This window comes from Anaerobutyricum hallii DSM 3353, assembly GCF_000173975.1.
GTDB classification, from domain to species: Bacteria; Bacillota; Clostridia; order Lachnospirales; family Lachnospiraceae; genus Anaerobutyricum; species Anaerobutyricum hallii.
Map to the genome: position 1 here is coordinate 58991 of NZ_ACEP01000088.1, position 25980 is coordinate 84970.

The following is a 25980-nucleotide window of genomic DNA, read 5'->3' on the forward strand; positions in this document are numbered from 1 at the left end:
ATCGTTGTTTTTGAAGTTTTTTTTAGCAATACTGCCCATTTTATGGCTGATTATCGCACTGAGTGTACTAAAAATTGCAGGCCATAAAGCTTGTCTGATTGCATTGGCAATCACAGCAGTATTAGCAGCAGGTTACTGGAAGTTAAGTCTCATATGTACTGCAACCGCAGGACTTGAGGGAATACTTAATGCACTATGGCCAATCTGCCTGGTTATTGTAGCAGCTTTGTTTACATATAACCTGACATTGGAAACTGGAGCGATGGAATTAATTAAGAAGATGCTTGCCAGTGTTTCCGTTGACCAGAGAGTATTACTTCTGATTATCGGATGGGGGTTCGGTAATTTCATGGAGGGAATGGCTGGATTCGGAACAGCGGTAGCGATTCCGGCATCGATGTTGGCAGCGATTGGTATTAATCCGATTCTTTCGGTTATTGCCTGTTTAGTTGTTAACTCCACACCAACTGCATTTGGTTCCGTTGGAGTTCCGACAGTAACACTTGCATCAGTAACAAACCTTGATGCTTTACAGTTATCAGGAAGCGTTGCATTGATTCAGGTAATCTTAACATTCTTATCTCCATTCTTCATGGTATTTATCGTAGGAAAAGGATTTAAGGCGTTAAAGAGTGTATTGCCAATGGTTTTAATTGCTTCGTTATCATTTACCGTACCGTGGTTCATTGCAGCACAGGTAATCGGATGTGAACTTCCTAACATTATCGGTTCTATTATTTCCATGATATGCATGGTTGCAGCAGCAAGATTCTTAAATAAGAATCCAGAACCAGAGTACAGAGTACAGTTATCAGGAGAAGAACAAAGCAGTGGATTTACCGCTTCAGAAGGAGTGAAAGCTTGGAGTCCATTCATCTTAATCTTCTTACTGTTAATGTTTACATCAACATTATGTCCGCCAATCCATAATCTGATTGCAGACATAAAGACAACTGTCACCGTATATGCAGGCGACAACCCAGGATCTCTTTCCTTTAGCTGGATTAATACACCGGGCATTATGATTTTTATCGCAGCGATTATCGGTGGACTGATTCAGGGAGCGTCCTTTGGAACAATGGGAAAGGTTCTCATAGAAACGTTAAAGAAATACTGGAAGACAATTCTTACTATCTGTTGTGTTATGGCAACAGCTAAGATTATGGGTTACAGCGGAATGATTTCTGATATCGCAGCAGCATTAGTTGTTGTAGCAGGACCGTTTTACCCGCTCATTTCTCCATTAGTTGGAGCGTTAGGAGCATTTGTTACCGGTTCAGGAACATCTACCTGTGTATTATTTGGTGGATTACAGAGTCAGACAGCGATTTCTCTTGGACTGAATCCTTCCTGGATGGCAGCGGCAAATGTTATGGGAGCCGGCATCGGAAAGATGATTTGTCCACAGGGTATCGCGATTGGAGCAGGTGCTATCGGAGCCGTTGGTTCTGAGAGTGAGATTTTAAGAAAAGTATTTAAGTATTTTGTAATATATGTAGTCATTGCCGGAATTATCTGCTATGCAGGTTCTATGGCAGGATTCTAACAGATAAATTTGTGAAAGATAGTTCATATGTAGTGGCATTTTGATGAACATTTGTAAAATGAACATGGATGAATCAGATGAAACCAGATGGTTTAAAGATATTGATATGGGCTGAAAAGTAAAAATGATTTAATTTAAGAACTTTATTATTTCAAATATAAAGAAGGAAATGATTAGGAGGTAGAAATATGTACAATCAGTTGACACCGGAAATTATCGAAGAAATTAAAAAAGTTTCCAATAATGTCTTCTTAGGAGAAGAGATTAATCCGGACTATGCGAAAGACGAGATGCCGATTTATGGTACGCATATGCCAGATTTAGCAGTACAGCCACGTTCTACAGAGGAAGTTGCAGCAGTAATGAAGATTTGTTATGAGAATAATATTCCTGTAACACCTAGAGGAGCTGGTACTGGTCTTGCAGGTGGAGCAGTTCCATTATATGGCGGCGTTTTAATTGATATCTCTAAAATGAACAAGATTAAATCCTACGATATGGAAAACTTCGTTGTTGAGATTGAAGCAGGTGTTTTGTTAAATGATTTAGCAGAGGATTGCCAGTCCAAAGGAATGTTATATCCACCAGATCCAGGTGAAAAGTTCGCATGTGTTGGTGGTAACGTAGCAACAAACGCAGGTGGTATGAGAGCTGTTAAATATGGAGCAACACGTGATTACGTAAGAGCAATGACTGTTGTATTACCAACTGGTGAGATTACACATCTTGGAGCAACTGTTTCCAAAACATCTTCAGGATATTCCTTATTAAACCTTATGATTGGTTCTGAAGGAACACTCGGTATCATCACAGAATTAACATTAAAGATTATCCCAGCACCAAAGGCTGTTGCATCTTTAATTATTCCTTACGAAGACTTAGAGACAGCACTTGCAACTGTACCTAAATTTAAGATGGCTCACATGAACCCACAGGCAATCGAGTTCATGGAAAGAGAAATCGTACTTGCTTCCGAGCGTTACATTGGAAAGTCCGTATTCCCACAGGAATTAGAAGGAGTTCAGATTGGTGCATATCTTCTTGTCACATTAGATGGTAACAGTGAAGATGAAGTAGACGCATTGATCGAGCAGGCTGCAGAGCTTGTATTAGAAGCAGGAGCAATTGATGTATTAGTAGCTGATACATCTGCTAAGATGAAAGATGCATGGGCAGCACGTTCTTCTTTCTTAGAGGCTATCATGGAAGAAACAAAGCTTCTTGACGAGTGTGACGTAGTTGTACCTGTTAATAAGATTGCAGAATACCTTACATTTGTAAATAAGACCGGAGAAGAATGTGGTCTTGTTATCAAATCCTTCGGACATGCCGGAGATGGAAACCTTCATATTTACCAGTGTTCCAATGATCTGGAAGAAGAAGAGTTCAAGAAGAGAGTAGATAAATTCTTTGACATTATTTATAAAGAAGCAACAAATTGCGGCGGTCTTGTTTCCGGTGAACATGGAATCGGCTCAGGTAAAGTAAAATATCTTGTTGATTCTGTTGGAGAAACAAACATGGCGATTATGGAAGGCATCAAGAGAGTATTTGACCCTAAGATGATTTTAAATCCAGGCAAAGTTTGCTACCGTCTGTAATATTAAGGAGGAAGAAGAATGAATATTTGTGTTTGTATCAAACAAGTACCTGATACTAATGAGATTAAGGTAGATCCAGTTACACATACACTGGTAAGAAAGGGAGTTCCAAGTATTGTAAATCCTTTTGATACCTATGCACAGGAAGTAGGTGTCCGCTTAAAAGAAAAATTAGGCGGCAAAGTAGTTGTTATTTCCATGGGACCAGAACAGGCTAAAGAAGCAATTAAAACCTGTCTTTCTGTAGGAGCTGACGCAGGATATCTTATTTCCAGCAGAAAGTTCGGCGGATCGGATACATTAGCAACAAGCTATATCCTCTCTGAAGCAATCAAGGCAGTAGAGGAAAAAGAAGGATTAAAATTTGATTTAATTCTCTGTGGTAAACAGGCAGTTGATGGTGATACCGCACAGGTTGGACCGGAAATCGCAGAACATCTTGGACTTCCACAGATTACATACGCATTAGACATCATTGAAAAAGACGGAGATATTCAGGTAAAACGTGAATGTGACGAAGGTTACGATATGATTTCTACACAGCTTCCAGCAGTAGTTACAGTAGTCAGACTTCCTTACGAACCTAGATATCCAACCATCAAGAGTAAAATGGCTGCAAAGAAAAAAGAGATTCCTGTTCTTACAGAAGAAGATATTCCTGCAATCAGCCTGGAGCGTTGCGGTTTAAGTGGTTCTCCAACAAAAGTAAAGAAAACATATACACCAGTAACAGAAAAGAATGGTGTAAAACTTGAAGGTATGGAAGCAGAAGATGCAGCAAAAGAGGTTGTTAAATTAATTTACGACGCAAAAATTTTGTAAGGAGGACTGAATAATGAATCTTGCAGATTATAAAAATATTTGGGTTTTTATTGAAACAGAATGTGGTAAGCCAAAAAATGTTGGTTTTGAATTAATCAACGCAGCAAAACCACTTGCACAGGAAAAAGGCTGTGAATTGATCGCAGTTGTTATTGGTAAAGACATTGAGGGTGTTGCAAAAGATGCCATCTGCTATGGTGCAGATTCCGCAATTATCGTTGATGGACCAGAATATGAATACTATACAACAGATGCTTTTGCAAAAGCACTTGTTGCATTAGTAGAAAAATATAAACCAGAAACATTGATGATTGGTGCTACAAACAATGGTCGTGATTTAGGACCTAGAGTTTCTTGTAGATTAAAAACAGGTCTTACGGCAGACTGTACAGCAATCGCAATTGATGAAGAGACAGGAAATGTTGCATGGACACGTCCTACATTTGGTGGAAACCTGATGGCAACAATCATGTGTCCAGAAAACCGACCTCAGATGGGTACTGTTCGTCCGGCAGTATTTAAAAAAGGTGCTTACGATGAAGCAAAAACAGGTGAGATCGTAAAAGAAGAGATTACGGTAGCTGCAGATGAAATTCGTACAACCCTCATAGAGAGAGTAAAAGAAGTTGCTGAATCTATCAACCTTGAAGAAGCAGAGATTATTGTTTCCGGTGGACGTGGAGTTGGTTCTCAGGAAAACTTCCAGTTATTACAGGATCTTGCCGACGTACTTGGCGCAACTGTTGGATGCAGCCGTGCAGTAGTAGATGCAGGCTGGATGCCGCATGCACATCAGGTAGGACAGTCAGGTAAGACAGTTGCTCCGAAGTTATATTTTGCAATCGGTATTTCCGGTGCTATCCAGCACGTAGCAGGTATCTCTGGTTCCGATACAATCGTAGCAATTAATAAAGATCCAGATGCTCCAATCTTTGATGTAGCAGACTACGGAATCGTTGGAAACTTAAATGAAGTAGTTCCAGCATTAACAGAAGCATTTAAAGCAGAGAAAGCTTAAAAATATAAATTAAGTTTAAGAGCATAATGAACCAATCTTTAGAAAATGGTTGAGAGAAACGCAAAGTATAGAATAAAGAAAGACAAAGTATAAAAATAGTATTACCAAGTTTGTAATTATCTGGCCCTCTCAAGCCGGAGGGTCAGATCTAAACACATAAAAGCAATATATCAATCCTGCAGAGATTTCCAGTACGATATAAAATGAAATAGCCGTCAGGTAAGATTGTTGTGAATTGAGTCACAGGTAAATTTGTTAAAAAAATATCAACAAAAACGTAACATGATAACAAAGAAAAAGTAATTGCAGTCGATTTTTCAGAGCGGAAAATGCTTGAAAAATCGATGACAGGTAAAACAAGTGAACAATATTATATATTGTTGTGGTTTTATTTTAAATTCAACATTTTAAATTCATTATTTTAAATTCATTATTTTAAATTCAAAGCAACGAAATAATAACGACCGTGACAGGAGGAAATAGTTATGAATTTTAGACAGGACGAGGAACATCAGGATATATTAGAAATGGTGCATGATTTTGCAGTAAACGAAGTAAAACCTTTAGCTGCTGAAATCGACAGAACAGAAGAATTCCCAATGAAAAATGTCAAAATGATGGCAGAAATGGGACTGATGGGAATTCCTTTCCCAGAAGAGTACGGCGGAGCTGGAATGGATACATTAGCATATATCCAGACAGTAGAAGAATTAAGTAAATACTGTGCATCTACAGGTGTTATCCTTTCTGCACATACTTCCTTATGTGCAACACCTATTTATCAGTTTGGTTCCGAAGAACAGAAACAGAAATATCTTCCTAAGTTATGTTCTGGTGAATGGATTGGTGCTTTCGCATTAACAGAACCTAACGCTGGTACAGATGCATCCGGACAGCAGACAGTTGCAGTAGATGCTGGTGACCACTGGGTATTAAATGGATCTAAGATCTTTATCACAAACGCAGGTGTAGCAGATGTATTCTTCGTACTTGCTATGACAGATAAATCTCAGGGAACAAAAGGTATCTCCGCATTTATCGTAGAAAAAGGATACAAAGGATTCTCTATCGGAAAACATGAAGATAAATTAGGTATCCGCGCATCCTCTACATGCGAACTTATTTTTGAAGACTGTATCGTTCCTAAAGAAAACCTTGTTGGTGAACTTGGCAAAGGTTTCAAATATGCAATGATGACATTAGATGGCGGTCGTGTTGGTATCGCAGCACAGGCACTTGGTATTGCAGAAGGTGCATTAGAAGAAACAACAAAATATATCACTGAGAGAAAACAGTTTGGAAGAAGAATTTCTCAGTTCCAGAATACACAGTTTGAAATGGCTCAGATGCGTGCACAGACAGAAGCAGCTAAGCTTCTTGTTTATCAGGCAGCATGTGCAAAAGATGATCACGAACCATTCTCACACAAAGCAGCTATGGCTAAATTAGTAGCAGCTAGAAACGCTATGGATGTAACAACACGCTGCTTACAGTTATATGGTGGATATGGATATACAAAAGATTATCCAATCGAGAGAATGATGCGTGACGCTAAGATTACAGAAATCTATGAAGGAACTTCTGAAGTACAGATGATGGTTATCTCTGGATGGATGGGTGTTAAATAGTTAAGGAGTTGAGCAGCATGGATATGAAATTACCTTTTTCAACCACAGGTATGATGCTGCACATAGATGATTCGATGGACTACGAGGTTTTATCCTCGTCCATCGAGTCCATGCCAAAGAGCGATAAGACAGAAGACGAAATCGTTCTCGAGGCAATGGCGCATCCAATTGGTTCTCCAAAGCTTTCAGAGCTTGCAAAAGGAAAAGAAAATGTAGTAATTATTTGTTCTGACCACACAAGACCTGTTCCAAGTAAGCATATTATTCCATTTATGCTGAAAGAAATAAGAGAAGGCAATCCAGATGCAAAGATCACCCTTTTGATTGCAACGGGATTCCACAGAGCAACAACAAGAGAAGAGTTAGTTGGTAAGTTTGGCGAGGAAATCGTAGATAATGAGTGTATTGCGATTCATGACAGTCAGGACATGGATGCAATGGCAAACATCGGTACACTTCCATCAGGAGCTCCTCTTTTAATTAACAAAATCGCTGCAAATGCAGACCTTCTCGTAAGCGAAGGATTTATAGAAACCCATTTCTTTGCAGGCTTCTCAGGAGGAAGAAAGAGCATCCTTCCAGGAGTATCTAGCAAAGTAACGGTACTCGGAAATCACTGCTCCAAGTTCATTGATTCTCCATACAGCAGAACAGGAATCTTAGAGGGAAATCCGATTCATAAAGATATGATCGCTGCCAGTAAAATGGCGCATCAGAAATATATTGTTAACGTCATTATTGATGCAGACAAGAAAGTGGTACACGCCGTTGCGGGCGATGCAATTGAAGCCCATGCCGCAGGATGTAAGTTCTTGCAGGATTATTGCCAGGTAGTTCCTAAAAAAGCCGCAGACATCGCTATTTCTACCAACGGCGGATATCCACTTGACCAGAATATGTATCAGTCCGTAAAAGGAATGACTGCAGCAGAAGCGGCAGCAAAAGATGATGGTATTCTTATTATGGTTTCCAATTGTGGGGACGGACATGGAGGAGAAGGCTTCTATGAAGCGCTGAAAAACTGCTCCAGTCCGGCAGACCTCATGGCAGAAATCTTAAAAGTTCCACAGGACCAGACAAAACCAGACCAGTGGGAATATCAGATACAGTGTCGTATCTTAATGCAGCATAAAGTTATCTATGTCATGTGCGAAGAGCATCGCAAAATGGCACAGGAGATGGGCTTTGCCGTTGCAAATGATGTAAACGAAGCTTTGGAAATGGCCATAAAAGAAAAGGGAAAAGATGCCCATATTTCAATTATTCCGGATGGCGTTTCCGTTATGGTAAAAAAACCGGAATAATAAAGTTTATTTGAAAAGATTCAAATAAATCTCGAGCCAAAATATGTTTGCTTAATGTGAAATTCATTTTTCACATTTTGTAGGCGGGCCTGCAAATGAGCAGTGGGCCCGCCATTTTTTTATCGTGTCGTGTTAAAGTTTTTCACTTGCAAAAAGAGCAAGAATCTTATAAAATAGACATTTAGATATACAGAATGATAAAAATATGACAGGGAGGTGGCGAGAAAATGAATGAATTCACAGATTTTAAAACTTACAAAATGAAAAATCAAAAGACATATCAGTATGTATTCGACTATTTTTCTGAGCAGATTTTATCCGGTGAATTAAAAATAAATGACAAGATTCTGCCAGAAAGAGAAATCGCAGAGAAATTAGATGTAAGTCGTAATTCCATCCGTGAAGTAATGCACATGTTAGAGATTAACGGACTTCTTGAATGTAGGCAGGGAAGTGGAAACTATCTCCGCTGTGAGCCACAGGACTATATGGTAAAGTTCATGAACATGGTTATGTCGCTTCAGCAAATCAAATATACAGAAGTATATGATATTCGTATGGGATATGAGACAGTAGCATTACGTCTTGCGATTAAAAATGCGACAGAAGAAGAAATCGAAGAAATGCATCAGATTTTAATCAAGATGGATGAAATTGAGAATCCAAAAGAAAGCGGTAAGCTTGATATGCAATTTCATAACAAGCTCATAGAAGCTTCCCATAACCGCATGATTGTGTTATACACATCGATGATCGCAGAATTAATAAATCAGTTTATCGCAGATTTTCGTGTTCGTATTATGGCAAACCAAAGGCAGGCAGATGCGTTAAGACGTGCCCACTGGAATATTTACGATTCCTTAGTGGCCAAAGACTTTGTAGCAGGAAGCTTCGCAATGCAGCGGCATTTTGACATAGTAGGAGAACAGCTTGAACGACTACAACAACAAATGGAAAACCAGGGAAAATAAAAACTTCTGTTTGTTTCCTATTCATCTTTTTCGATGTTTCTGAAACAAACAGGAGTTTTTTTCTTGATTTTTATTTCAGAGATATTTTATAACAATTCAGACAAGCCATTTTTTTTAGTTTACCCGATGAAGAAGCAAATACTTCTGTCTCGTAGCCATACCACCCCGGATATGTCTCTCCGACTTATTAATATCTAAAATATCACGAACCTCATCCGCCAGATGATGGTCAATCTGCGGCAGCCTCTCCGTTAAATCCTTATGTACCGTCGATTTACTAACTCCAAACTTTGTAGCCGTCTTCCTCACCGTAGCCTTCGAGTCAATAATGTATTTCCCGACCTCAATAGCACGTAATTCAATGTAATCCCTCATTATAAAATCCCTATCTTAAATCTTTTTACAATCATATGAAGAAAAATCCAAAGACATGCCAAAAAGATATAATATACAGAAGTGGCAACACAGACGCAAAAAAACACCGTTCTGATGGCTGATTGGAAACGGTGTTCTTGCGAGCAGCCACATTGAAGGAGGAGGAGTGACTGCTCTATTGGATAATTTAATTGAATAGTTGAGACGAGATGAAATCGTATCACTCATCTTGACTCTAGTATACCAATTTTACCCCGGATTGTCTATGCATGAGTTTGACAAGAATAACCGTTTTTTTACGTCTTTTCTTGGCATTGTGAATAAATGAATTCTTATTGCATCGACAGGAGAACAATTATTATAAGCAAAATGGCTAATTGTCCTGAAAAAGAAACAAAAAATGACGGTTGAAAGACGTATAGAAAGGAATAAAAACGGAAAAAGAAAGTGTTTTACCGTTGTTTTTCTTTTGGTACAATAAAGACAGTAGAATAGGGAAAATAGAATATAGAAGAGAGCTGTGTTATCAATAAGTATTGCGACTGATGGTAAAAAATGAAAATCAGAGTGTGTTTGAAAATTTTTTTGCAATTGAGATAGGTGGATTACTTTTTGCATTTTCAAATATACTCTGGAAAATAAGACTGGAAATAAGGGAGAGCAGTAATTGGATATGCTAGTAAAAAAGGAAAAAATATTTGACAATATCGTAGCAGTTTCTGGTACAAAAAAGGAAGCAATAAGAACGATAAGCAGACTTTGCGCAAAACAGACTATGTTAGATGCGACACAGTTAGAGAAAGCATTCTGGAAGAGAGAAGAGTGGGATTCGACAGGATGTGGTGAGGGGATTGCCATTCCTCATGCAATTATAAAAGAAATTGATGAAGTACAGTTATTTATTGTCCGATTTCGATATCCTATAGAGTGGGAGTCATTTGATGACAAAAAAGTAGATATTGCATTTGCGATTATCGCACCAGAAGAGAAGGGACAGGAAAAATATCTGGTGTTTTTGTCCAGGCTTGCCAGAAAACTTGTGGATGAGAAGTTTATTGCCGATTTTCGTAATTGCAGGAGCACAGAGGCAGTTTATCAGTATGTAAAGAATGAATTGGAATGATTTTGGAATATTTTAAGAATAATGTTCAAAGAGCAATTATAGAGGAAAGATATGAAAATAATTGGAGTTACCAAGTGCCCTACCGGAATCGCACATACCTATATGGCAGCAGCCCGCATAGAAAAGGAATGTGAGAGACTGGGCTATGAGGTGAAAGTAGAAACACAAGGCTCGCAGGGGACGGAAAATAAGCTGACCAAACGGGAGATTGCAAAAGCGGATTATGTAATCATAGCCGCGGATGTAGTAATTGAGGAGCCAGAGAGATTTTATGGCAAGTGGGTTTTAAAAACAAGAATCAAACCGTTATTAAAGAATACACAGGGTGTTTTTGAGCGGTTAGAACAAGATAGTTTCATTATGGGAGGGGCTTCTTTTCAAAATGAGAATAATCAAAACAGAAATGAAAACTCTGGAAATATAGAGAATTTTCAAAATAAAAATGCAAAAGATAAAAATGCTGAAAATACAGAAGATAAAAATATTGAAAACAGAGAAAAAAATGGAGATGCGGTAAAACAAAATATAACGTACCAAAATGCGATAAATAGAAGTAGAATAGTTGAAAATACGCAAGAAAATCAGAAAACTGAAAAGATAGTCGGAAAAGGCTATAGGCAAGAATTGGAAAATGAACAGTCAATAGCTGGGAACAATAAAGCAAAACAAAGTGATAAAAATAATAAGAATAAGATAGTAAAAACAAAAAAGAAAAAAACAGGAGAAAGAGCCCAAAGATCTTTCAGATATTGATATTATAGGACAGCTTATGAATGGAGCCTCCTATATGATACCATTTGTTGTTGTGGGAGGGATGTTAGTATCGCTGTCGGTATCAATGGGGGCACAGACTTCTGCAGATGGAACGGTTGTCTATATTGGTTTATGGAATAAGATTCATGCTATCGGTAATCTTGCCTTTACGCTGATGTATCCAATTTTGTCAGGCTTTATTGCTTTTTCCATTGCAGGAAGGGCAACCCTTGCTCCGGCGATGATCGGGGCGATGGTGGCAACAGATGGAGAGATTCTTGGAACGGAGGGAGGAACGGGATTTATCGGTTGTATTATTGTCGGCTATCTTGTTGGTTATCTTGTGAAATGGATGAACAGCTGGAATCTTGCTAAGGAGTTTAAGCCGATGATGCCAATATTTATTATTCCGCTGACCGGTGTCGCAGTAGTATCCGCTTTGTTTATATTTGTGCTTGGAAAGCCAGTTACACTGATAACGGATCTGTTAAACAGTTTGCTTGTGGAACTTGCGAAGAATCCTTCCAGTGCAGTTGTGCTTGGTATTGTGCTTGGTGCGATGGTTGGCATAGATATGGGAGGTCCGATTAATAAGGTCGCCTTTTTCTTTGGTGTGACTTCAATTGCACAGGGAAATCTTCAGATTATGGGGATTGTATCTACTTCCATTGCAGTGGCTCCGCTCTCTATGGGAATCGCAGCAGTTGTTGGAAAAGATAAGTTCACACCTGAGGAAAAGAGTGCAGGAATATATACTATATTTATGGGAATCATAGGAATCAGCGAGGGGGCGATACCTTTTGCAGCTTCTGACCCCGGACACGTTCTTCCGGCAGTTGTTGCAGGTTCTGCACTTACTGGAGCGGCGGCTGCTGTGTGCGGCGTGACTTCGGCTGTGCCACATGGGGGCTTAGTTGTGGCTTTATTTAAAGCTACGAACTATATGTCATTATATTTTCTTTGTGTGATGGCAGGAACAGCACTTTCTATTGCAATCGTATTAGCATTTAAGAGACGACAAGAAAAAAATAGATAAAATTCCAGTAGATAGAAAATAACAGTACAAAGTTGACATTTTTTTCAAAAAAATACCCTTTCACATATTGAAATCGCAAGTAAAATGAAATAAAATCTTAAGTTAAGCACATCTTTTGTTCAAAAATAAGTCAAACTATGAGTTTTACATTTTTGAAGAATTTGATAGAATTTTTGGTGAGTGAGGAGTGGTTCGTAAACATGAGATTCACAAGACGAGATATGAAGATGATAGAGTACTTAAGAGATTATGAAGTTGTCGAACTTAAGGCTATGTCAGAGTATCTGGGAGTATCTGTAAAGACTTTGAAGAATCAGTTAAAGGAGTTGTCCGAGACACTGAAAGAATTCGGAGTGGATGTCCAGTTTGTTTCGAGTAATCAAATACTTGTAAAGGGGCATGAGAAGTTTGCGGAAGTGATGAGTGTGAGCATCCCTCGCTTTGAGATGGAATTTGAGAGAAGATTCCTCTTACTTCTGGTACTACATGATAATTTCCTTACCATACAGGAAATTGCAGATGAGCTTTTAGTAAGCAAGTCTTACGCAGAGAAGCATTTAGCGGCAATCATGAAAAAGTATCCGGAAGATATTCAGGCACAGCGGCATTATGGTATCCGCTATGCAGCATCCCAGAATAAGAGAAGAGAGGTATTTGTAAAGATACTTTTTCCATATTTATTCGGAGAGGATTACATCGTAGCTTTGGAGCAGTTTGATAGTCTCCATTTTCCACTGTTTCATTATTTTACAAAGGAACAGATGTTGAGGACAAGAGGAGCAATTCAGGCATTGCAGAGGCTGGAATGGTTTCAGCTTACTGATGAATCCTTGCAGCAGCTTTTCCTTTATATTTTGTTTCTCACGCGTCATGCAGACAGTGAGAATACAGAAAAGCCGGTTGCGGTACAGGAAGATTTTATTAATACGCAGGAATTTGACGGATTGTATGAATGGATACTTGGATGGTGTCAGGAATTTCGTCTGCCGGATTCTAAAGAAGAACTGCGATATATGTATACATTACTGTTATCGCTACGTAAACAAAAAATCGCCTGTCAGGATCAGATTATGGATAAGATGCGGCATCCGATTAAGGAGATTCTTAAAGGAATCAGCGAGAGACTCAGTGCAGATTTCAGCGAGGACGAAGATTTGATTGAGGGGTTATCTTCTCATATTTATACGACGATTCTTCGTGGAAATCATTTGGATGTTGAGACAGATGAATATATGTTAAAGTCCATGAAACGTCAGTATCCTTTTGGATTCGAGATGGCGGCCATTGCGGCAGATTACATAGCAGATATCTATAATCTGTCTATGAAAGAGAATGATCTTATTTATTTAGCCATTCATTTTCAGGCGGCGATAGAGCGAATGAAGGATGCGGGTGAGAAGACGAAAATTATTATTGTCTGTCATTTCGGTGCGGCAGCGGCCAGAATTATCCGCTCTAAAATCGAGAGAAAGCTTGTTGGTGTGGAAGTCACGGGAATGTATTCCCTGCAGGAATTTAAGCAGCTTAAGAATCCAGATTGCGACTACATTGTGACAACCGAGCGCATTCTCAAAGCTGATTTTCCGATTATCTACATTTCAATGGCCCTTCCGGAGCGTGAGATGCAAAAGATTAAGGAAGGAATTAAAGAAATTCAGGTAAACCATTTATTGGAATTAAATATATTAGAAGCAATTATTCTTCCAATTGAAGAAAAGAATATGGAATCCGCAGTAAAAGCGATGGTACAGCCACTTTTAGAAGAAGATTTTGTAACAGAAAAATATTTGCAGTCTGTTCTCGAAAGAGAGGAGATGTCTTCCACAAGTTTAAACCACATTGCCCTGCCACATGGAAATCCGGCAATGGTTCAGAATACAAGACTTGTCATTGGAAGAATGAATCATCCGATTTTGTGGGATGATTCTAAAGTAAGCTGTGCATTTTTATTCGCAGTATCCTCAGAGATGCTCAAAGAAAAACCGATGCTTTTTAATACATTTTATCGGACGATGGCAGATCCGGAAGTAGAGGAAAGTATCAAAAAACTTCAGATGGAAAAGAATCTTCCAGATGAGGTTTTTAGACAAAAGCTGTTTCAAATATTGAGATAGAGTAACTAATAATTTCTAACAGGAGAGGAAAGGATGTGAAGTTAACATGGTAGGAATTATTCTCGCAACACATGGCAATTTTGCGACCGGTATCCAGCAGTCAGCTTCCATGATTTTTGGTGAACAGCCAAACGTGGCAGCCGTAACACTGCAGCCTAACGAAGGACCGGATGATGTGAGAAAGAAAATGGAAGAAGCAGTTGCATCTTTCGAAGACCCGGAACAGGTGTTAATTCTCGTTGATTTATGGGGAGGTACTCCATTTAATCAGGCTAATGGCCTGATCGCTGGTCACGAGGATACATGGGCAATTGTTGCTGGTCTTAACCTGCCAATGCTCATTGACGCTTACGCTTCCCGTATGATGATGGATACAGCACATGAACTTGCTGTTCAGATTTCCGGAAGTGCAAAAGAAGGCGTTAAGATTTACCCAGAAAGCTTAGAGCCAAAGGAAGAGAAAAAGGTAGCAGCTACTTCCGATGGACAGCCAAGGGGAGCATTACCAGAAGGAACCGTAGTAGGAGATGGAAAGATTAAATATGTGCTTGCACGTATCGACTCCCGTCTGCTCCATGGACAGGTAGCAACAGCATGGACAAAGACTACAGGACCAAACAGAATTATCGTTGTATCTGACGGTGTAGCACACGATGACCTTCGTAAGAGCATGATTCGTGAAGCAGCGCCTCCAGGGGTAAAAGCGAACGTAGTTCCAATCAGCAAGATGATTCAGGTATCAAAAGATACCCGTTTTGGAAACACAAAGGCATTATTATTATTTGAAACACCTCAGGATGCTCTTGCAGCAATCAAAGGTGGAGTAGATATTAAGGAACTTAACATTGGTTCTATGGCTCACTCTGTTGGCAAGGTAGCAGTCAGCAAAGTATTATCTTTAGATGAAAAAGATATCGAGACATTCGAAGAACTTAAGAAGTTAGGCGTTAAGTTTGACGTTCGTAAAGTTCCAAGTGATTCTCAGGATAACATGGATGAGATTCTTAAAAAAGCAAAAGCTGAATTAGCAAAATAGTATTTAGCAATTAATATTAGGAGGAAAAGTCATGTCAATTATTTCAATGATTTTAGTTGTTATAGTTGCCTTTCTCGCTGGTATCGAAGGTGTTGTTGATGAATTCCAGTTCCATCAGCCTTTGGTAGCATGTACATTGATTGGTCTGGTAACAGGCAATCTCGAGGCAGGTATTGTTCTTGGTGGTAGTCTTCAGATGATCGCTCTTGGATGGGCTAATATCGGAGCTGCTGTAGCACCGGATGCTGCTTTAGCATCTGTTGCATCTGCTATTATCCTTGTTCTTGGTGGACAGGGAGTAAAAGGTGTAAGTACAGCGATTGCTGTAGCTATCCCTCTTGCTGTAGCAGGTTTATTCTTAACAATGGTTGTTCGTACTCTTTCTGTAGCATGTGTTCACCGTATGGATGCTGAAGCTGAGAAGGTTAATTTCAGAGGTGTAGAAATGTGGCACATCATTGCCATCTGCTTACAGGGACTTCGTATTGCAATCCCTGCAGCATGTCTTCTTGCAATCCCTACTGAAACAGTACAGAACTTCTTACAGTCTATGCCTGCATGGTTAACAGATGGTATGTCCATCGGTGGTGGTATGGTAGTAGCTGTTGGTTATGCAATGGTTATCAACATGATCGCAACAAAAGAAGTTTGGCCATTCTTCGCAATTGGTTTCTGTCTGGCAGCTATTTCAGACCTTACACTGATCGCTCTTGGTGCAATCGCTCTTGCAATCGCTTTCATCTACATCAACTTATCTGAAAAAGGTGGAAACGGAAACGGTGGCGGTGGAAACGTTGGTGATCCACTCGATGACATTTTAAATGATTATTAAGAAGTAAGGAGGGTATAGAAATGGCAGAAGAAAAAATTACTTTATCAAAACAAGATCGTCGATCTGTTGCACTCCGCTCTACTTTCCTTCAGGGTTCATGGAACTATGAACGTATGCAGAACGGTGGATGGTGTTTCGCCATGATTCCGGCGATTAAGAAACTGTACACAAACAAAGAAGATCAGAAGGCAGCTTTAAAGAGACACCTTGAGTTCTTCAACACACATCCATATGTAGCTTCTCCAGTACTTGGTGTAACTCTTGCCTTAGAGGAAGAGAAAGCTAACGGTGCTCAAGTAGATGACGCAGCTATTCAGGGTGTAAAAGTAGGTATGATGGGACCTTTAGCCGGTGTTGGTGATCCAGTATTCTGGTTTACTGCTCGTCCAATGCTTGGTGCATTAGGTGCATCCCTCGCTATGGGCGGAAGCATCTTAGGACCAATCTTGTTCTTCGTATTATGGAACGTAATCCGTTGGGCATTTATGTGGTATACACAGGAATTTGGTTACCGGGCTGGTAGCAAGATTTCTGAAGACCTTTCCGGTGGACTTTTACAGAAAGTAACAAAGATTGCTTCTATTCTTGGTATGTTCGTACTTGGTTCGCTGATCGAACGCTGGGTAAGTATCAACTTTATTCCAGTTGTATCAAAAGTAAAATTAAGTGATGGTGCTTACATTGACTGGAACAGCCTTCCAGCAGGAGCAGAAGGTATTAAGACAGCAATTTCCCAGTATGCTTCCGGAATGGCTTTAGAGCCTACAAAGGTTACAACTTTACAGGACAACTTAAATTCCTTAATTCCAGGTCTTATGCCATTATTACTGACACTGTTATGTATGTGGTTACTCAAGAAGAAAGTTTCTCCTATCGTAATCATCCTTGCATTGTTTGTAGTAGGTATCTTAGGACATGTAGTAGGTATTCTGTAATTTAAGTTTAATTAAAGCGGAATAAGCAATACAAAGGGGGCTGTGACAAAAATATTTCCGATATTTTTGCACAGCCCTTGCTGTGTTATGTATACAAAGGAGGATGCATAATGGCACAATCACTCAATACTAAAGTGGATCTGGTTATGGATGCCACTTCCTTTCACGGAATGAATAATTACGGAAAAATTATGATTGGCGACAGAGGTTTCGAATATTATAACGAAAAAAAGATGAATGACTATATCCAGATTCCATGGGAAGAGGTTGATTATGTCATAGCATCTGTTATGTTTAAGGGCAAATATATTCCTCGCTTCGCCATTCAGACAAAAAAAAGCGGAACCTTTACCTTTGCAGCAAAGAAACCAAAAGAACTTCTTCGTGCGGTAAGAAATTATGTTCCATCTGACCATATGGTTCGCTCCTTAAGCTTTTTTGACGTGTTAAAAAGAGCGTTTAAAAAGTAAATATCAGTGACATCAAGTTAGGGACAAAATACCTTTTGACCTTAACATTTTACGATGGAAGTATTATAATGATTCTGACTGAAACGATTCAGAAAATATGAACATACTTTTGCTAAAAGGAGACGAAAATGGCAATTTTAAAATTAAAACCAAGCGGAAAAGATTACATCTGGGGCGGACATAAACTCGTAGACAACTACGGAAAAGAAATGACAGGCGACCGATTAGCAGAGACATGGGAATTATCCTGTCATCCAGACGGTCCAAGCTTTGTTGCCAATGGCGAAGATGCTGGCAAGACATTAAGACAGTATATTGAGGAACACGGAAAGAAAGTACTCGGAACAAACTGCGAGCGTTTTGAGGACTTTCCTATTTTAACAAAATTCATCGATGCACAGGACAACCTTTCTATCCAGGTACATCCAGATAACGAGTACGCCTTAAAAAATGAAGGGCAATATGGCAAAACCGAGATGTGGTATGTAGTGGATGCAGAAGAAGGAGCCTGCCTCTACCACGGATTTAACAGAGAAATCAGCAAAGATGAATTTACAAAAAGAATCGAAGAAGACACTCTTCTTGAAGTACTGAATAAAGTACCTGTTCATAAAGGAGATGTATTTTTTATCGAAGCTGGAACAATTCATGCCATCGGTAAAGGACTCATCATCGCAGAAATCCAGCAGAACTCCAACGTAACTTATCGTGTATACGATTATGGCAGAGTTGGAAAGGACGGAAAGAAGAGAGAACTCCACATCGAGAAAGCCGTTGCTGTAACGAACTGTGCACCAGCGAAAAAGGATGACAGTCATTATCCACATATCGCTGACTGCGACTACTTTACAGTAGACAAACTGAACCTCGATGGAACAACCTTTAACAAACTTGAGGGAACTGTTTCGGAAAAATCCTTCTTGAGCATTCTCGTTTTAGACGGCGAAGGAACCATCACCAGCAATGGTGAGAGCGTATCTTACAAAAAGGGAGATAGCATTTTCCTTACTGCTGGAAGCGGGGAATATAGTATAGAAGGTGTGTGTGATGCACTTTTAACTACAATAAGAGGGTAGGGAATTCTGGTTTGCCGCAGGCAAGGTAGACGCTCCCCAAGAGATAATGCTCCAATTCACTTCCTCAAATCTATCACCCCTAATTTGTGGGGATGGAATACATAGAATCGGAAAGAATTTGTAGGGTTTAGAAAAAACAGAAGCCACAGCCCCTATGCTATGTAAAAATGCGCCTTAGAACAAGTCCAAATTGCGGTTGAGCAGTTTGGACGCAGCGAAATGAAGCATTTTTGCATAGCATAGGGGCTGTGGCTTCGTCTGTTTATTCCCACCTCCTCACTAATTTAAAATAATTTATTGACATAAAGCGTAAAAGTTGCTATACTGTAAAACATATTAAGACTGTAGGAAAATCGTTGAACAAAAGTAGTACCTTTTATCCACAGCATACCAGAGAGTCGGATTAGGTGGAAGCCGATATGTGAGGGAAAAGGGAATGGATTTGGGAGATGCAAGGTGAATTAACAGTAGCTGATGCCGCGTCCTCGCGTTACAGGGGTAGGATATCGACAGAGATTGTAAGAACAGTACAGCATAGCTTGTTTTATAGAATCGTTTATAGATACTATAGAATAATCAGATATAGTTTATATTTGGTGGCTGTATAGGATTTGAAGAATCATCTGATCCGTATCGGATTTAGAGAGAATGACATAGAATTGTTCCAGAAGATTTTAGTTTTACTTTGAAGTTTAGAGAGTGGAAAGGTAGAAAAAGATTTTTAAAGAATAATTTTAAGTGATTAATAAGGGTGGTACCGCGGAATATTTCGTCCCTGATGTTTTTTATGAACGTCAGGGACTTTTTTAATGCCACAAAAAGCTTCCACAACATAAAAATATAAAGCAGCCTACAGAAAAGAAGGGGGTACAAATGAAACGAATAAGAAGAGCATATAGTAAGACAGTCAGTCTTATTGATGAGACAGCAGTACAGATTTATCAAAGTTTTGTAGGAAAGAAAAAGGGATTTCTTCTGGAAAGTTATGATAAGAATAACGGACGTTACGTCTTTATGGGAAAGAATCCAGAGGAAGTCATTAAGAGTAAAGAAAATGGGCTGGTTATTGAGAAGGAGGATGGAACAACAAAGGAGCTTAGCGGCAATCCCGTAGATCTTTTGAAAGGATATTATAGTGATTTCGAGATTCGTAAGGATGATGAGCAGCTTGCGTTTACAGGCGGTCTTGTTGGTGGTCTTGGCTATGATTTTGTAAGGTATAAAGAGGAGCTGCCGGATAATAATCCAGATGAGATTGGAATCAGTACGATTTCATTGATGCTTGTGACAGAGTTTTTATCTATTGACCATTTTGCAGAGACAATGACAGCGGTTGTTGTGGAAGATGATACAGAAGCAGGAAGGAAAAAAGCGATGTTCCGCTGTGAAGAAATGGTGAAGGAAGCGTTTGCAAATATTCGGAAAGATGAGAAGTCAGAGTTTCAGCCGGATGGAAAGATTATAAAGCAGTCAGATACTTTAGAAGAATATAGTGAAAAAGTAAATAAGATTAAACAGTATATTATAGATGGACATGTATTCCAGACGGTACTTTCCCAGAGATGGACGATTGAGACGAAGCAGAAAGGTTTTGATTTATATAAGGAACTTAGAGAAATTAATCCTTCCCCATATATGTATTATTTCAACTTTGAAGAATTTGAAATTATCGGAAGTTCTCCGGAAATGATCGTAAAGCAAAAAGACAACAAAGTACTGACCTGTCCGATTGCCGGAACAAGACCTCGTGGAAAAGATGATGCAGAAGACCAGAAGTTTGCAGAAGGTCTGATGAAAGACCCGAAAGAAAAAGCAGAACACGTTATGCTTGTTGATCTCGCAAGAAATGACATGGGACGAATCGCAGAGTTTGGAACGGTAAAGGTAAGAGACTTCATGCATATTCAGAAATATTCCCATGTTATGCACATCGTTTCGCTGGTAGAAGGAAGAAAAAAAGGCGAATATCATCCACTTGACCTTGTAAATGCCTTTCTTCCGGCAGGTACATTAAGTGGTGCGCCAAAGGTTCGCGCGATGGAAATTATCGATGAACTGGAATCTGTAAGAAGAGGACTTTACGGAGGAGCAATTGGTTACATTGATTTTAACGGAGACATGGATTTTTGTATTACGATTCGAACAATGATTAAAAAAGCCGATAAAGTTTACATTCAGGCAGGAGCAGGTATCGTGGCAGACAGTAACCCAGAAAGCGAGTACAACGAGTGCTGCAATAAAGCAAGGGCTCTTGCGAAGGTTCTGGTACCTTGAGGATTTGAGTCGGAAGAAAGATGTGCAGCGTATTAGAGCGTGTTTGAGAAATACTCTATTTCAGGAGGAAACCTTATGATATTACTAATTGATAATTACGATTCCTTTACTTATAATCTGTATCAGTACATGGGAATCTTTGAAAAAGATATTAAAGTCGTTCGAAATGATAAAATTACAATCGAAGAAATCGAGCAGTTAAATCCGAACAGAATCGTTCTTTCACCGGGACCGAAAAGTCCGAAAGAAGCCGGAATTTGTATGGACGTAGTAAAACATTTTTACACGAAAAAACCAATCCTTGGCATCTGCCTGGGACATCAGAGCATCGGAGCTGCATTTGGAGCAAAAATCATTCATGCAAAAGAACTGATGCATGGAAAACAGTCGTTAATCGAACACGATGGAAAGAGCGTTTTTGAGGGAATCCCAAGCCCGGTTCATGTGGCAAGATATCATTCCCTTGCTGTAGACGAAAAAACACTGCCAGACGTTTTTGAAATATTAGCAAGAACAGAAGATGGAGAAATCATGGCGATGCAGCATAAAGAATATCCATTGATAGGAATTCAGTTCCATCCAGAATCTATTTATACAGATCATGGAAAAAAGATGATAGAGAACTTTCTGGAATTGTAATAATCAACCATAATAAAAATAATAGAGAATTTTTCTAAAGCGTGTTTAAAAAAGAGGTGACAAAAAAACGATGATTTTAGATGTAATTGTAGAAGACAAGAAAAAACGCTTAAAAGAGCATAAAGCCCGCACTAGCGAGGAGCAAATGAAAGAACTTGCCCTTGTTTCAGAAAGAAAAAGCATTTCCTTTTATGAAGCGTTAGCAAAGCCGGGATTATCCATTATCGGAGAGTTTAAAAAGGCATCTCCCAGCATGGGAAAAATCGAGATGACGATGGAACTTATGGACAGAATTGATGAATATAACATATCAGTCGATGCCATTTCCTGCCTGACAGAGGAAGACCATTTCCTCGGAAACACCGATTATTTTAAAGAAATCAGAAATATTTCTCCATTGCCGATGATACGAAAAGACTTCATTATCGATCCATATCAGATCTATGAGGCAAAGGTGATTGGAGCGGACTGTATCCTGCTTATTGCGGCGATTCTTAGCGATGAGCAGATGGCAGAATATTATAAGCTGGCAACGGAGCTGGGGATGGACGTATTAGTAGAAACACATGATGAAGAAGAAATGGGGCGGGCATTAAAAATCCAGCCGAAAATCATCGGTGTAAATAACCGCAATTTAAAAGACTTTACCATTTCCCTTGAAAATACAAAGAGACTTCGCCCGATGGTGCCGGAAGGAACGGTATTTGTTTCGGAAAGTGGTGTGACAACGAACGAGCATATTGCATTTTTAAAGGAATGTAAAGTAGATGCGCTCTTGATTGGTGGTGCATTTATGCTATCGGAACATCCAAGAGAACTTGCAACAGAATGGAAGAACCTATATAACGAAAAGTAAGAGAATAAAATATAAGGCAGTGAAGAACAAATCTGATAACAGAATTTGTAATCTGTCAAAAAAGAATAAAAATCAAGCTGATTAAAGAGGAATGATAGAGAGTTTGTAAGATGGATAAAGAGCTAATAAATAGCCATACCAAAATTAAAATATGTGGAATGACCTGTGAGGCAGATATTAAGGCAGTCAACACTTATCTGCCGGATTATATCGGATTTGTTTTATTTTTTCCAAAAAGCAACCGAAATATATCAATAGAGCAGGCGGAACATTTGCTTGAAAAAGTAGATAAAAAAATTCGGACAGTGGCAGTCGTTGTCTCACCGACAACAGAGCAGATAAGGCAAATTGAAAAAGCTGGATTTGATTATATTCAAATTCATGGAACGGTTACTGAAGATGTATATAAACAATGCAAGCTTCCGATTTTAAGAGCATTTAATGTGTCTGATTTAGACAAACTGAATGAATACGAAGCAAAAGACAAAATAAAAGGCTATGTATTTGACAGCAAGACACCTGGAAGTGGGAAAACATTTGACTGGAGTCTGCTTGATAATATCAGACAAAGACAAAAGACAGATGCATCGAAAGATGTTTCTCATAAAAAAAACAAAAAAATGATTTTTCTTGCAGGAGGAATTGATGAAACGAATGTAAAAAGGGCAATTTCACAAGTGGCTCCAGACGTAATTGATTTAAGTTCCGCGGTAGAAAAAACAAGTGAAGATGGAACTTTCCACGGAAAGGATCCAGAAAAAATAAGAACAATAGTAACAATGGTACATGATTGATGAAAGGATTTTATTATGCAGAATAAAAAATATGGTGAATACGGTGGACAATATGTAGCAGAATCTCTGATGAGTGTATTAGCAGAATTAGAGACAGCATATAATGAGGCAATTAATGATCCGAAATTTATCGAGGAATATAACTACTATTTAAAAGAATATGTCGGAAGAGAGACTCCTCTTTACTTCGCAGAGAAGCTTTCTAAAAAATACGGCACAAAGATTTATTTAAAACGTGAGGACTTGAATCATACCGGTGCACACAAAATCAATAATGTGATCGGACAGATTCTTTTAGCAAAACGAATGGGCAAAAAGAAAGTCATCGCAGAAACAGGAGCAGGCCAGCATGGTGTGGCTACTGCGACAGGAGCAGCACTGTTTGATATGGAATGTACCGTATTTATGGGCGAAGAAGATATGGAACGCCAGGCATTAAACGTATTCCGTATGGAAATGCTTGGAACAAAGGTAGAATGTGTAAAGAGTGGAAGCCGTACTTTAAAAGATGCCACAAACGAGGCGATTCGTACATGGGCGAAAAATGCAGAAGATACTTTCTATATTATCGGTTCTGCGGTAGGCCCTCATCCATATCCACAGATGGTAAAGGAATTCCAGAAAGTTATCAGCGTAGAGACAAAGAAACAGATTCTTGAAAAAGAAGGAAGACTTCCAGACTGCGTACTTGCCTGCGTAGGCGGCGGTTCCAACTCCATCGGAATGTTTGCAGAATTCATTGATGAAAAAGACGTAGAATTAATTGGTGTAGAAGCAGCGGGATTCGGAATAGAGACAGGAAAACATGCCAGTGCATTTGCCTCAGGAAAAGCAGGTGTACTTCATGGAATGCGCTCCTACCTGCTTCAGAACGAGGATGGAAATATCCAGATTGCAAGCTCCATCTCCGCTGGGCTTGATTATCCGGGGGTTGGACCGGAACATGCTTACCTGCACGATAGCGGAAGAGCAACCTACGTTTCTATCACAGACGACGAGGCAATGCAGGCATTAAGAGAGCTTTGCCGCGAAGAAGGAATCATCCCGGCAATCGAGAGCGCCCATGCATTAGCATACGCATTTAAAAAGGCAAAAACAATGACAGAAGACCAGATTATGGTTGTAAACCTTTCCGGACGTGGAGACAAGGACGTACATACGATTGCAGAGTATTTTAAAGATAAATAAAAGAGGAGGATAGAAAAATGAACCGCATTGAAAAAAGAATGGAAGAATTACAAAATAAAAATGAAAAAGCATTTGTGACATATATGACTGCCGGTCTGCCGGATATGGAAGGCACAAAAGCCTTAATCAAAGCACAGGCAGAAGCAGGAATTGATATTATCGAGTTAGGAATTCCATTTTCCGATCCAACCGCAGACGGTCCGGTTATCCAGGATGCATCCTATCGTTCCATCTGTAAAGGAACAAACTTAAAAGGTGTATTTGCAGCGGTAGAAGAGGTAAGAAAAGACTGCGATGTGCCACTCGTATTTATGATGTACTATAACACTATCCTTTACTACGGCGTAGATGCATTTGCCAGGAAATGTGCCGAAGTCGGCGTAGACGGTCTTATCATCCCAGACCTTCCAAAAGAAGAACAGTTCGAATTAGTAGAAGCACTCGACAACACAGAAAATGCACCAATCCTCATTCAGCTTGTCGCACCAGTATCCGCAGACAGAATCCCAATGATCTTAGAAAATGCAAGAGGCTATGTCTATTGCGTATCCTCTATGGGTGTAACCGGACAGGCAGCACATTTCCATAAAAACGTAAGAAAGTATCTGGAAAATGTAAAAGCTGTATCTAAGATTCCGGTCATGATGGGATTCGGAATCCGCACAGCAGAAGACGTAGCCGGATTAAAAGATACGATTGATGGCTGCATTGTCGGAACACATTTCATTGAACTTATGGAAGAAAATAATTATAATCTGGATGTGGCAAAAGAATATATCCGCAAGTTTAAGAAGGAATTAAACGCTTAGCCAGTTTTCTGTTTTTGAAAAAGATACAATTTAAGCTGTAAAAAATTACGTTGAATTTTACAGCTTTTTGTGTATAATAAAAGTAACAGAAAAAGTATGAGGTCAAAGGAAGGAGCTGAAGGAATATGGCAAGTATTTTACCAGTATCTGATTTGAGAAATTATAATGAAGTTTTGAAAAAATGCCACAAAGGAGAACCGGTATATCTGACTAAGAATGGCAGAGGACGTTTTGTAGTTATAGATATTGAAGATTATGAGCGTGAGCGCGCAGAGAAAAAACTTCTAATGAAACTTCAGGAAGCCGAAGAAGCAGTGAAAGATGGCAAAGGATGGCTGGATTTAGACGAGTTGAAGACACTTGTGGAGGAGTAAGATGCTAAAGCTGCGAATTAATCCAATTGTTGCAAAAGATTTGAAAAATATTAAGGATTACATTGCTGAAGATAACGAAGAATATGCTATAAAGACCATAAAAGAAATTTATGGCAAATTCGAAAACCTACATATGTTTCCAGGAATGGGAGCAGATCTTTCAAAACGAGTCAGTTTCCGAACAGACTATAAATATGCAATATGGGAAGATTATGTGATTATTTATAAAATGAGCAATGAGTTTGTAGAGATTTATCGAGTGATTAATCGGTATCAGGATATTACAAGAATTTTTGATTGATAAGAATAAATATAGTAGATGAAGAATTCATCGAAGTAACGCTTGTGGAGATACAGAGAAAAAGGTGTAATAATAACTGGTATGGTCGAAGCAAGAATCCCTGGA

General features: G+C 39.2%; 25 protein-coding genes. 24 read left to right on the forward strand and 1 reads right to left on the reverse strand.

Going from position 1 to position 25980, the window contains the following annotated elements; translation table 11 throughout:
- Positions 1–10 precede the first annotated feature (10 nt).
- The 7 genes from EUBHAL_RS08670 (at position 11) to EUBHAL_RS08700 (ending at position 8890) form a co-directional block, all read left to right on the forward strand.
- Positions 11–1546 (forward strand): L-lactate permease, encoded by a 1536-nt coding sequence (locus tag EUBHAL_RS08670; RefSeq protein ID WP_005348132.1) that lies wholly within the window; start codon positions 11–13, stop codon positions 1544–1546.
- Positions 1547–1734: 188 nt separating this feature from the next.
- Positions 1735–3147 (forward strand): FAD-binding oxidoreductase, encoded by a 1413-nt coding sequence (locus tag EUBHAL_RS08675; RefSeq protein WP_005348134.1) that lies wholly within the window; start codon positions 1735–1737, stop codon positions 3145–3147.
- Between the two features lie 18 nt (positions 3148–3165).
- Positions 3166–3969, forward strand: a complete 804-nt coding sequence (locus tag EUBHAL_RS08680; RefSeq protein ID WP_005348135.1) for an electron transfer flavoprotein subunit beta/FixA family protein — start codon at positions 3166–3168, stop codon at positions 3967–3969.
- A 13-nt stretch (positions 3970–3982) separates the two neighbouring features.
- On the forward strand, positions 3983–4987 hold the full coding sequence (locus EUBHAL_RS08685; protein ID WP_005348136.1) for an electron transfer flavoprotein subunit alpha/FixB family protein: 1005 nt from the start codon (positions 3983–3985) through the stop codon (positions 4985–4987).
- 485 nt (positions 4988–5472) lie between these two features.
- Positions 5473–6615 carry an acyl-CoA dehydrogenase gene (locus EUBHAL_RS08690; protein WP_005348137.1) on the forward strand — a complete coding sequence of 381 codons (1143 nt, stop codon included), beginning with the start codon at positions 5473–5475 and terminating at the stop codon, positions 6613–6615.
- Between the two features lie 17 nt (positions 6616–6632).
- The gene (gene larA, locus EUBHAL_RS08695) at positions 6633–7919 is read left to right on the forward strand and encodes a nickel-dependent lactate racemase (RefSeq protein WP_005348138.1); all 1287 of its coding nucleotides are present in this window, start codon (positions 6633–6635) and stop codon (positions 7917–7919) included.
- 227 nt (positions 7920–8146) lie between these two features.
- Positions 8147–8890 (forward strand): FadR/GntR family transcriptional regulator, encoded by a 744-nt coding sequence (locus EUBHAL_RS08700; RefSeq protein WP_005348139.1) that lies wholly within the window; start codon positions 8147–8149, stop codon positions 8888–8890.
- Between the two features lie 114 nt (positions 8891–9004).
- Here EUBHAL_RS08700 and spoIIID read toward each other — a convergent pair whose 3' ends face one another.
- On the reverse strand, positions 9005–9265 hold the full coding sequence (spoIIID, locus tag EUBHAL_RS08705; protein WP_005348140.1) for a sporulation transcriptional regulator SpoIIID: 261 nt from the start codon (positions 9263–9265) through the stop codon (positions 9005–9007).
- Between the two features lie 673 nt (positions 9266–9938).
- Here spoIIID and EUBHAL_RS08710 point away from each other — a divergent pair.
- The 17 genes from EUBHAL_RS08710 to EUBHAL_RS08790 all read left to right on the forward strand — a co-directional run bounded on the left by EUBHAL_RS08710 (position 9939) and on the right by EUBHAL_RS08790 (position 25875).
- Complete coding sequence (locus EUBHAL_RS08710; protein ID WP_005348145.1) at positions 9939–10388, forward strand: PTS sugar transporter subunit IIA; 450 nt, start codon at positions 9939–9941, stop codon at positions 10386–10388.
- A 51-nt stretch (positions 10389–10439) separates the two neighbouring features.
- Positions 10440–11141, forward strand: coding sequence for a PTS fructose transporter subunit IIB (locus EUBHAL_RS15355; protein ID WP_005348147.1), 702 nt, complete (start codon positions 10440–10442; stop codon positions 11139–11141).
- A 4-nt stretch (positions 11142–11145) separates the two neighbouring features.
- The gene (locus EUBHAL_RS08720; protein WP_278183910.1) at positions 11146–12177 is read left to right on the forward strand and encodes a PTS fructose transporter subunit IIC; all 1032 of its coding nucleotides are present in this window, start codon (positions 11146–11148) and stop codon (positions 12175–12177) included.
- Between the two features lie 200 nt (positions 12178–12377).
- Positions 12378–14291: a BglG family transcription antiterminator gene (locus tag EUBHAL_RS08725; RefSeq protein WP_044922747.1), complete on the forward strand. Its 1914-nt coding sequence runs from the start codon at positions 12378–12380 to the stop codon at positions 14289–14291.
- A 46-nt stretch (positions 14292–14337) separates the two neighbouring features.
- Positions 14338–15327: a mannose/fructose/sorbose PTS transporter subunit IIB gene (locus EUBHAL_RS08730; RefSeq protein ID WP_005348152.1), complete on the forward strand. Its 990-nt coding sequence runs from the start codon at positions 14338–14340 to the stop codon at positions 15325–15327.
- Positions 15328–15358: 31 nt separating this feature from the next.
- Positions 15359–16159: a PTS mannose/fructose/sorbose transporter subunit IIC gene (locus EUBHAL_RS08735; RefSeq protein WP_022169792.1), complete on the forward strand. Its 801-nt coding sequence runs from the start codon at positions 15359–15361 to the stop codon at positions 16157–16159.
- Positions 16160–16179: 20 nt separating this feature from the next.
- Positions 16180–17094, forward strand: coding sequence for a PTS system mannose/fructose/sorbose family transporter subunit IID (locus tag EUBHAL_RS08740; protein WP_005348154.1), 915 nt, complete (start codon positions 16180–16182; stop codon positions 17092–17094).
- A gap of 110 nt (positions 17095–17204) precedes the next feature.
- Entirely contained in the window at positions 17205–17564 is a 360-nt protein-coding gene (locus tag EUBHAL_RS08745; RefSeq protein WP_005348155.1) for a DUF956 family protein, read from the forward strand.
- A 128-nt stretch (positions 17565–17692) separates the two neighbouring features.
- Positions 17693–18640, forward strand: a complete 948-nt coding sequence (locus EUBHAL_RS08750) for a type I phosphomannose isomerase catalytic subunit (RefSeq protein ID WP_005348156.1) — start codon at positions 17693–17695, stop codon at positions 18638–18640.
- 873 nt (positions 18641–19513) lie between these two features.
- Positions 19514–20914, forward strand: a complete 1401-nt coding sequence (gene trpE / locus EUBHAL_RS08755) for an anthranilate synthase component I (protein WP_005348159.1) — start codon at positions 19514–19516, stop codon at positions 20912–20914.
- Positions 20915–20989: 75 nt separating this feature from the next.
- Positions 20990–21553, forward strand: coding sequence for an anthranilate synthase component II (locus tag EUBHAL_RS08760; RefSeq protein ID WP_022169789.1), 564 nt, complete (start codon positions 20990–20992; stop codon positions 21551–21553).
- A 70-nt stretch (positions 21554–21623) separates the two neighbouring features.
- A complete protein-coding gene (gene trpC, locus EUBHAL_RS08765) occupies positions 21624–22409 on the forward strand; it encodes an indole-3-glycerol phosphate synthase TrpC (RefSeq protein WP_005348163.1) in 786 nt (261 codons plus the stop codon).
- 110 nt (positions 22410–22519) lie between these two features.
- The gene (locus tag EUBHAL_RS08770; protein WP_005348164.1) at positions 22520–23203 is read left to right on the forward strand and encodes a phosphoribosylanthranilate isomerase; all 684 of its coding nucleotides are present in this window, start codon (positions 22520–22522) and stop codon (positions 23201–23203) included.
- A 15-nt stretch (positions 23204–23218) separates the two neighbouring features.
- The gene (gene trpB, locus EUBHAL_RS08775) at positions 23219–24391 is read left to right on the forward strand and encodes a tryptophan synthase subunit beta (RefSeq protein ID WP_005348166.1); all 1173 of its coding nucleotides are present in this window, start codon (positions 23219–23221) and stop codon (positions 24389–24391) included.
- A gap of 17 nt (positions 24392–24408) precedes the next feature.
- Complete coding sequence (gene trpA / locus EUBHAL_RS08780) at positions 24409–25200, forward strand: tryptophan synthase subunit alpha (protein ID WP_005348168.1); 792 nt, start codon at positions 24409–24411, stop codon at positions 25198–25200.
- Between the two features lie 125 nt (positions 25201–25325).
- The gene (locus EUBHAL_RS08785) at positions 25326–25574 is read left to right on the forward strand and encodes a type II toxin-antitoxin system prevent-host-death family antitoxin (RefSeq protein WP_005348170.1); all 249 of its coding nucleotides are present in this window, start codon (positions 25326–25328) and stop codon (positions 25572–25574) included.
- 1 nt (position 25575) lies between these two features.
- Positions 25576–25875: a type II toxin-antitoxin system RelE/ParE family toxin gene (locus EUBHAL_RS08790; protein ID WP_005348172.1), complete on the forward strand. Its 300-nt coding sequence runs from the start codon at positions 25576–25578 to the stop codon at positions 25873–25875.
- Positions 25876–25980: the final 105 nt, after the last annotated feature.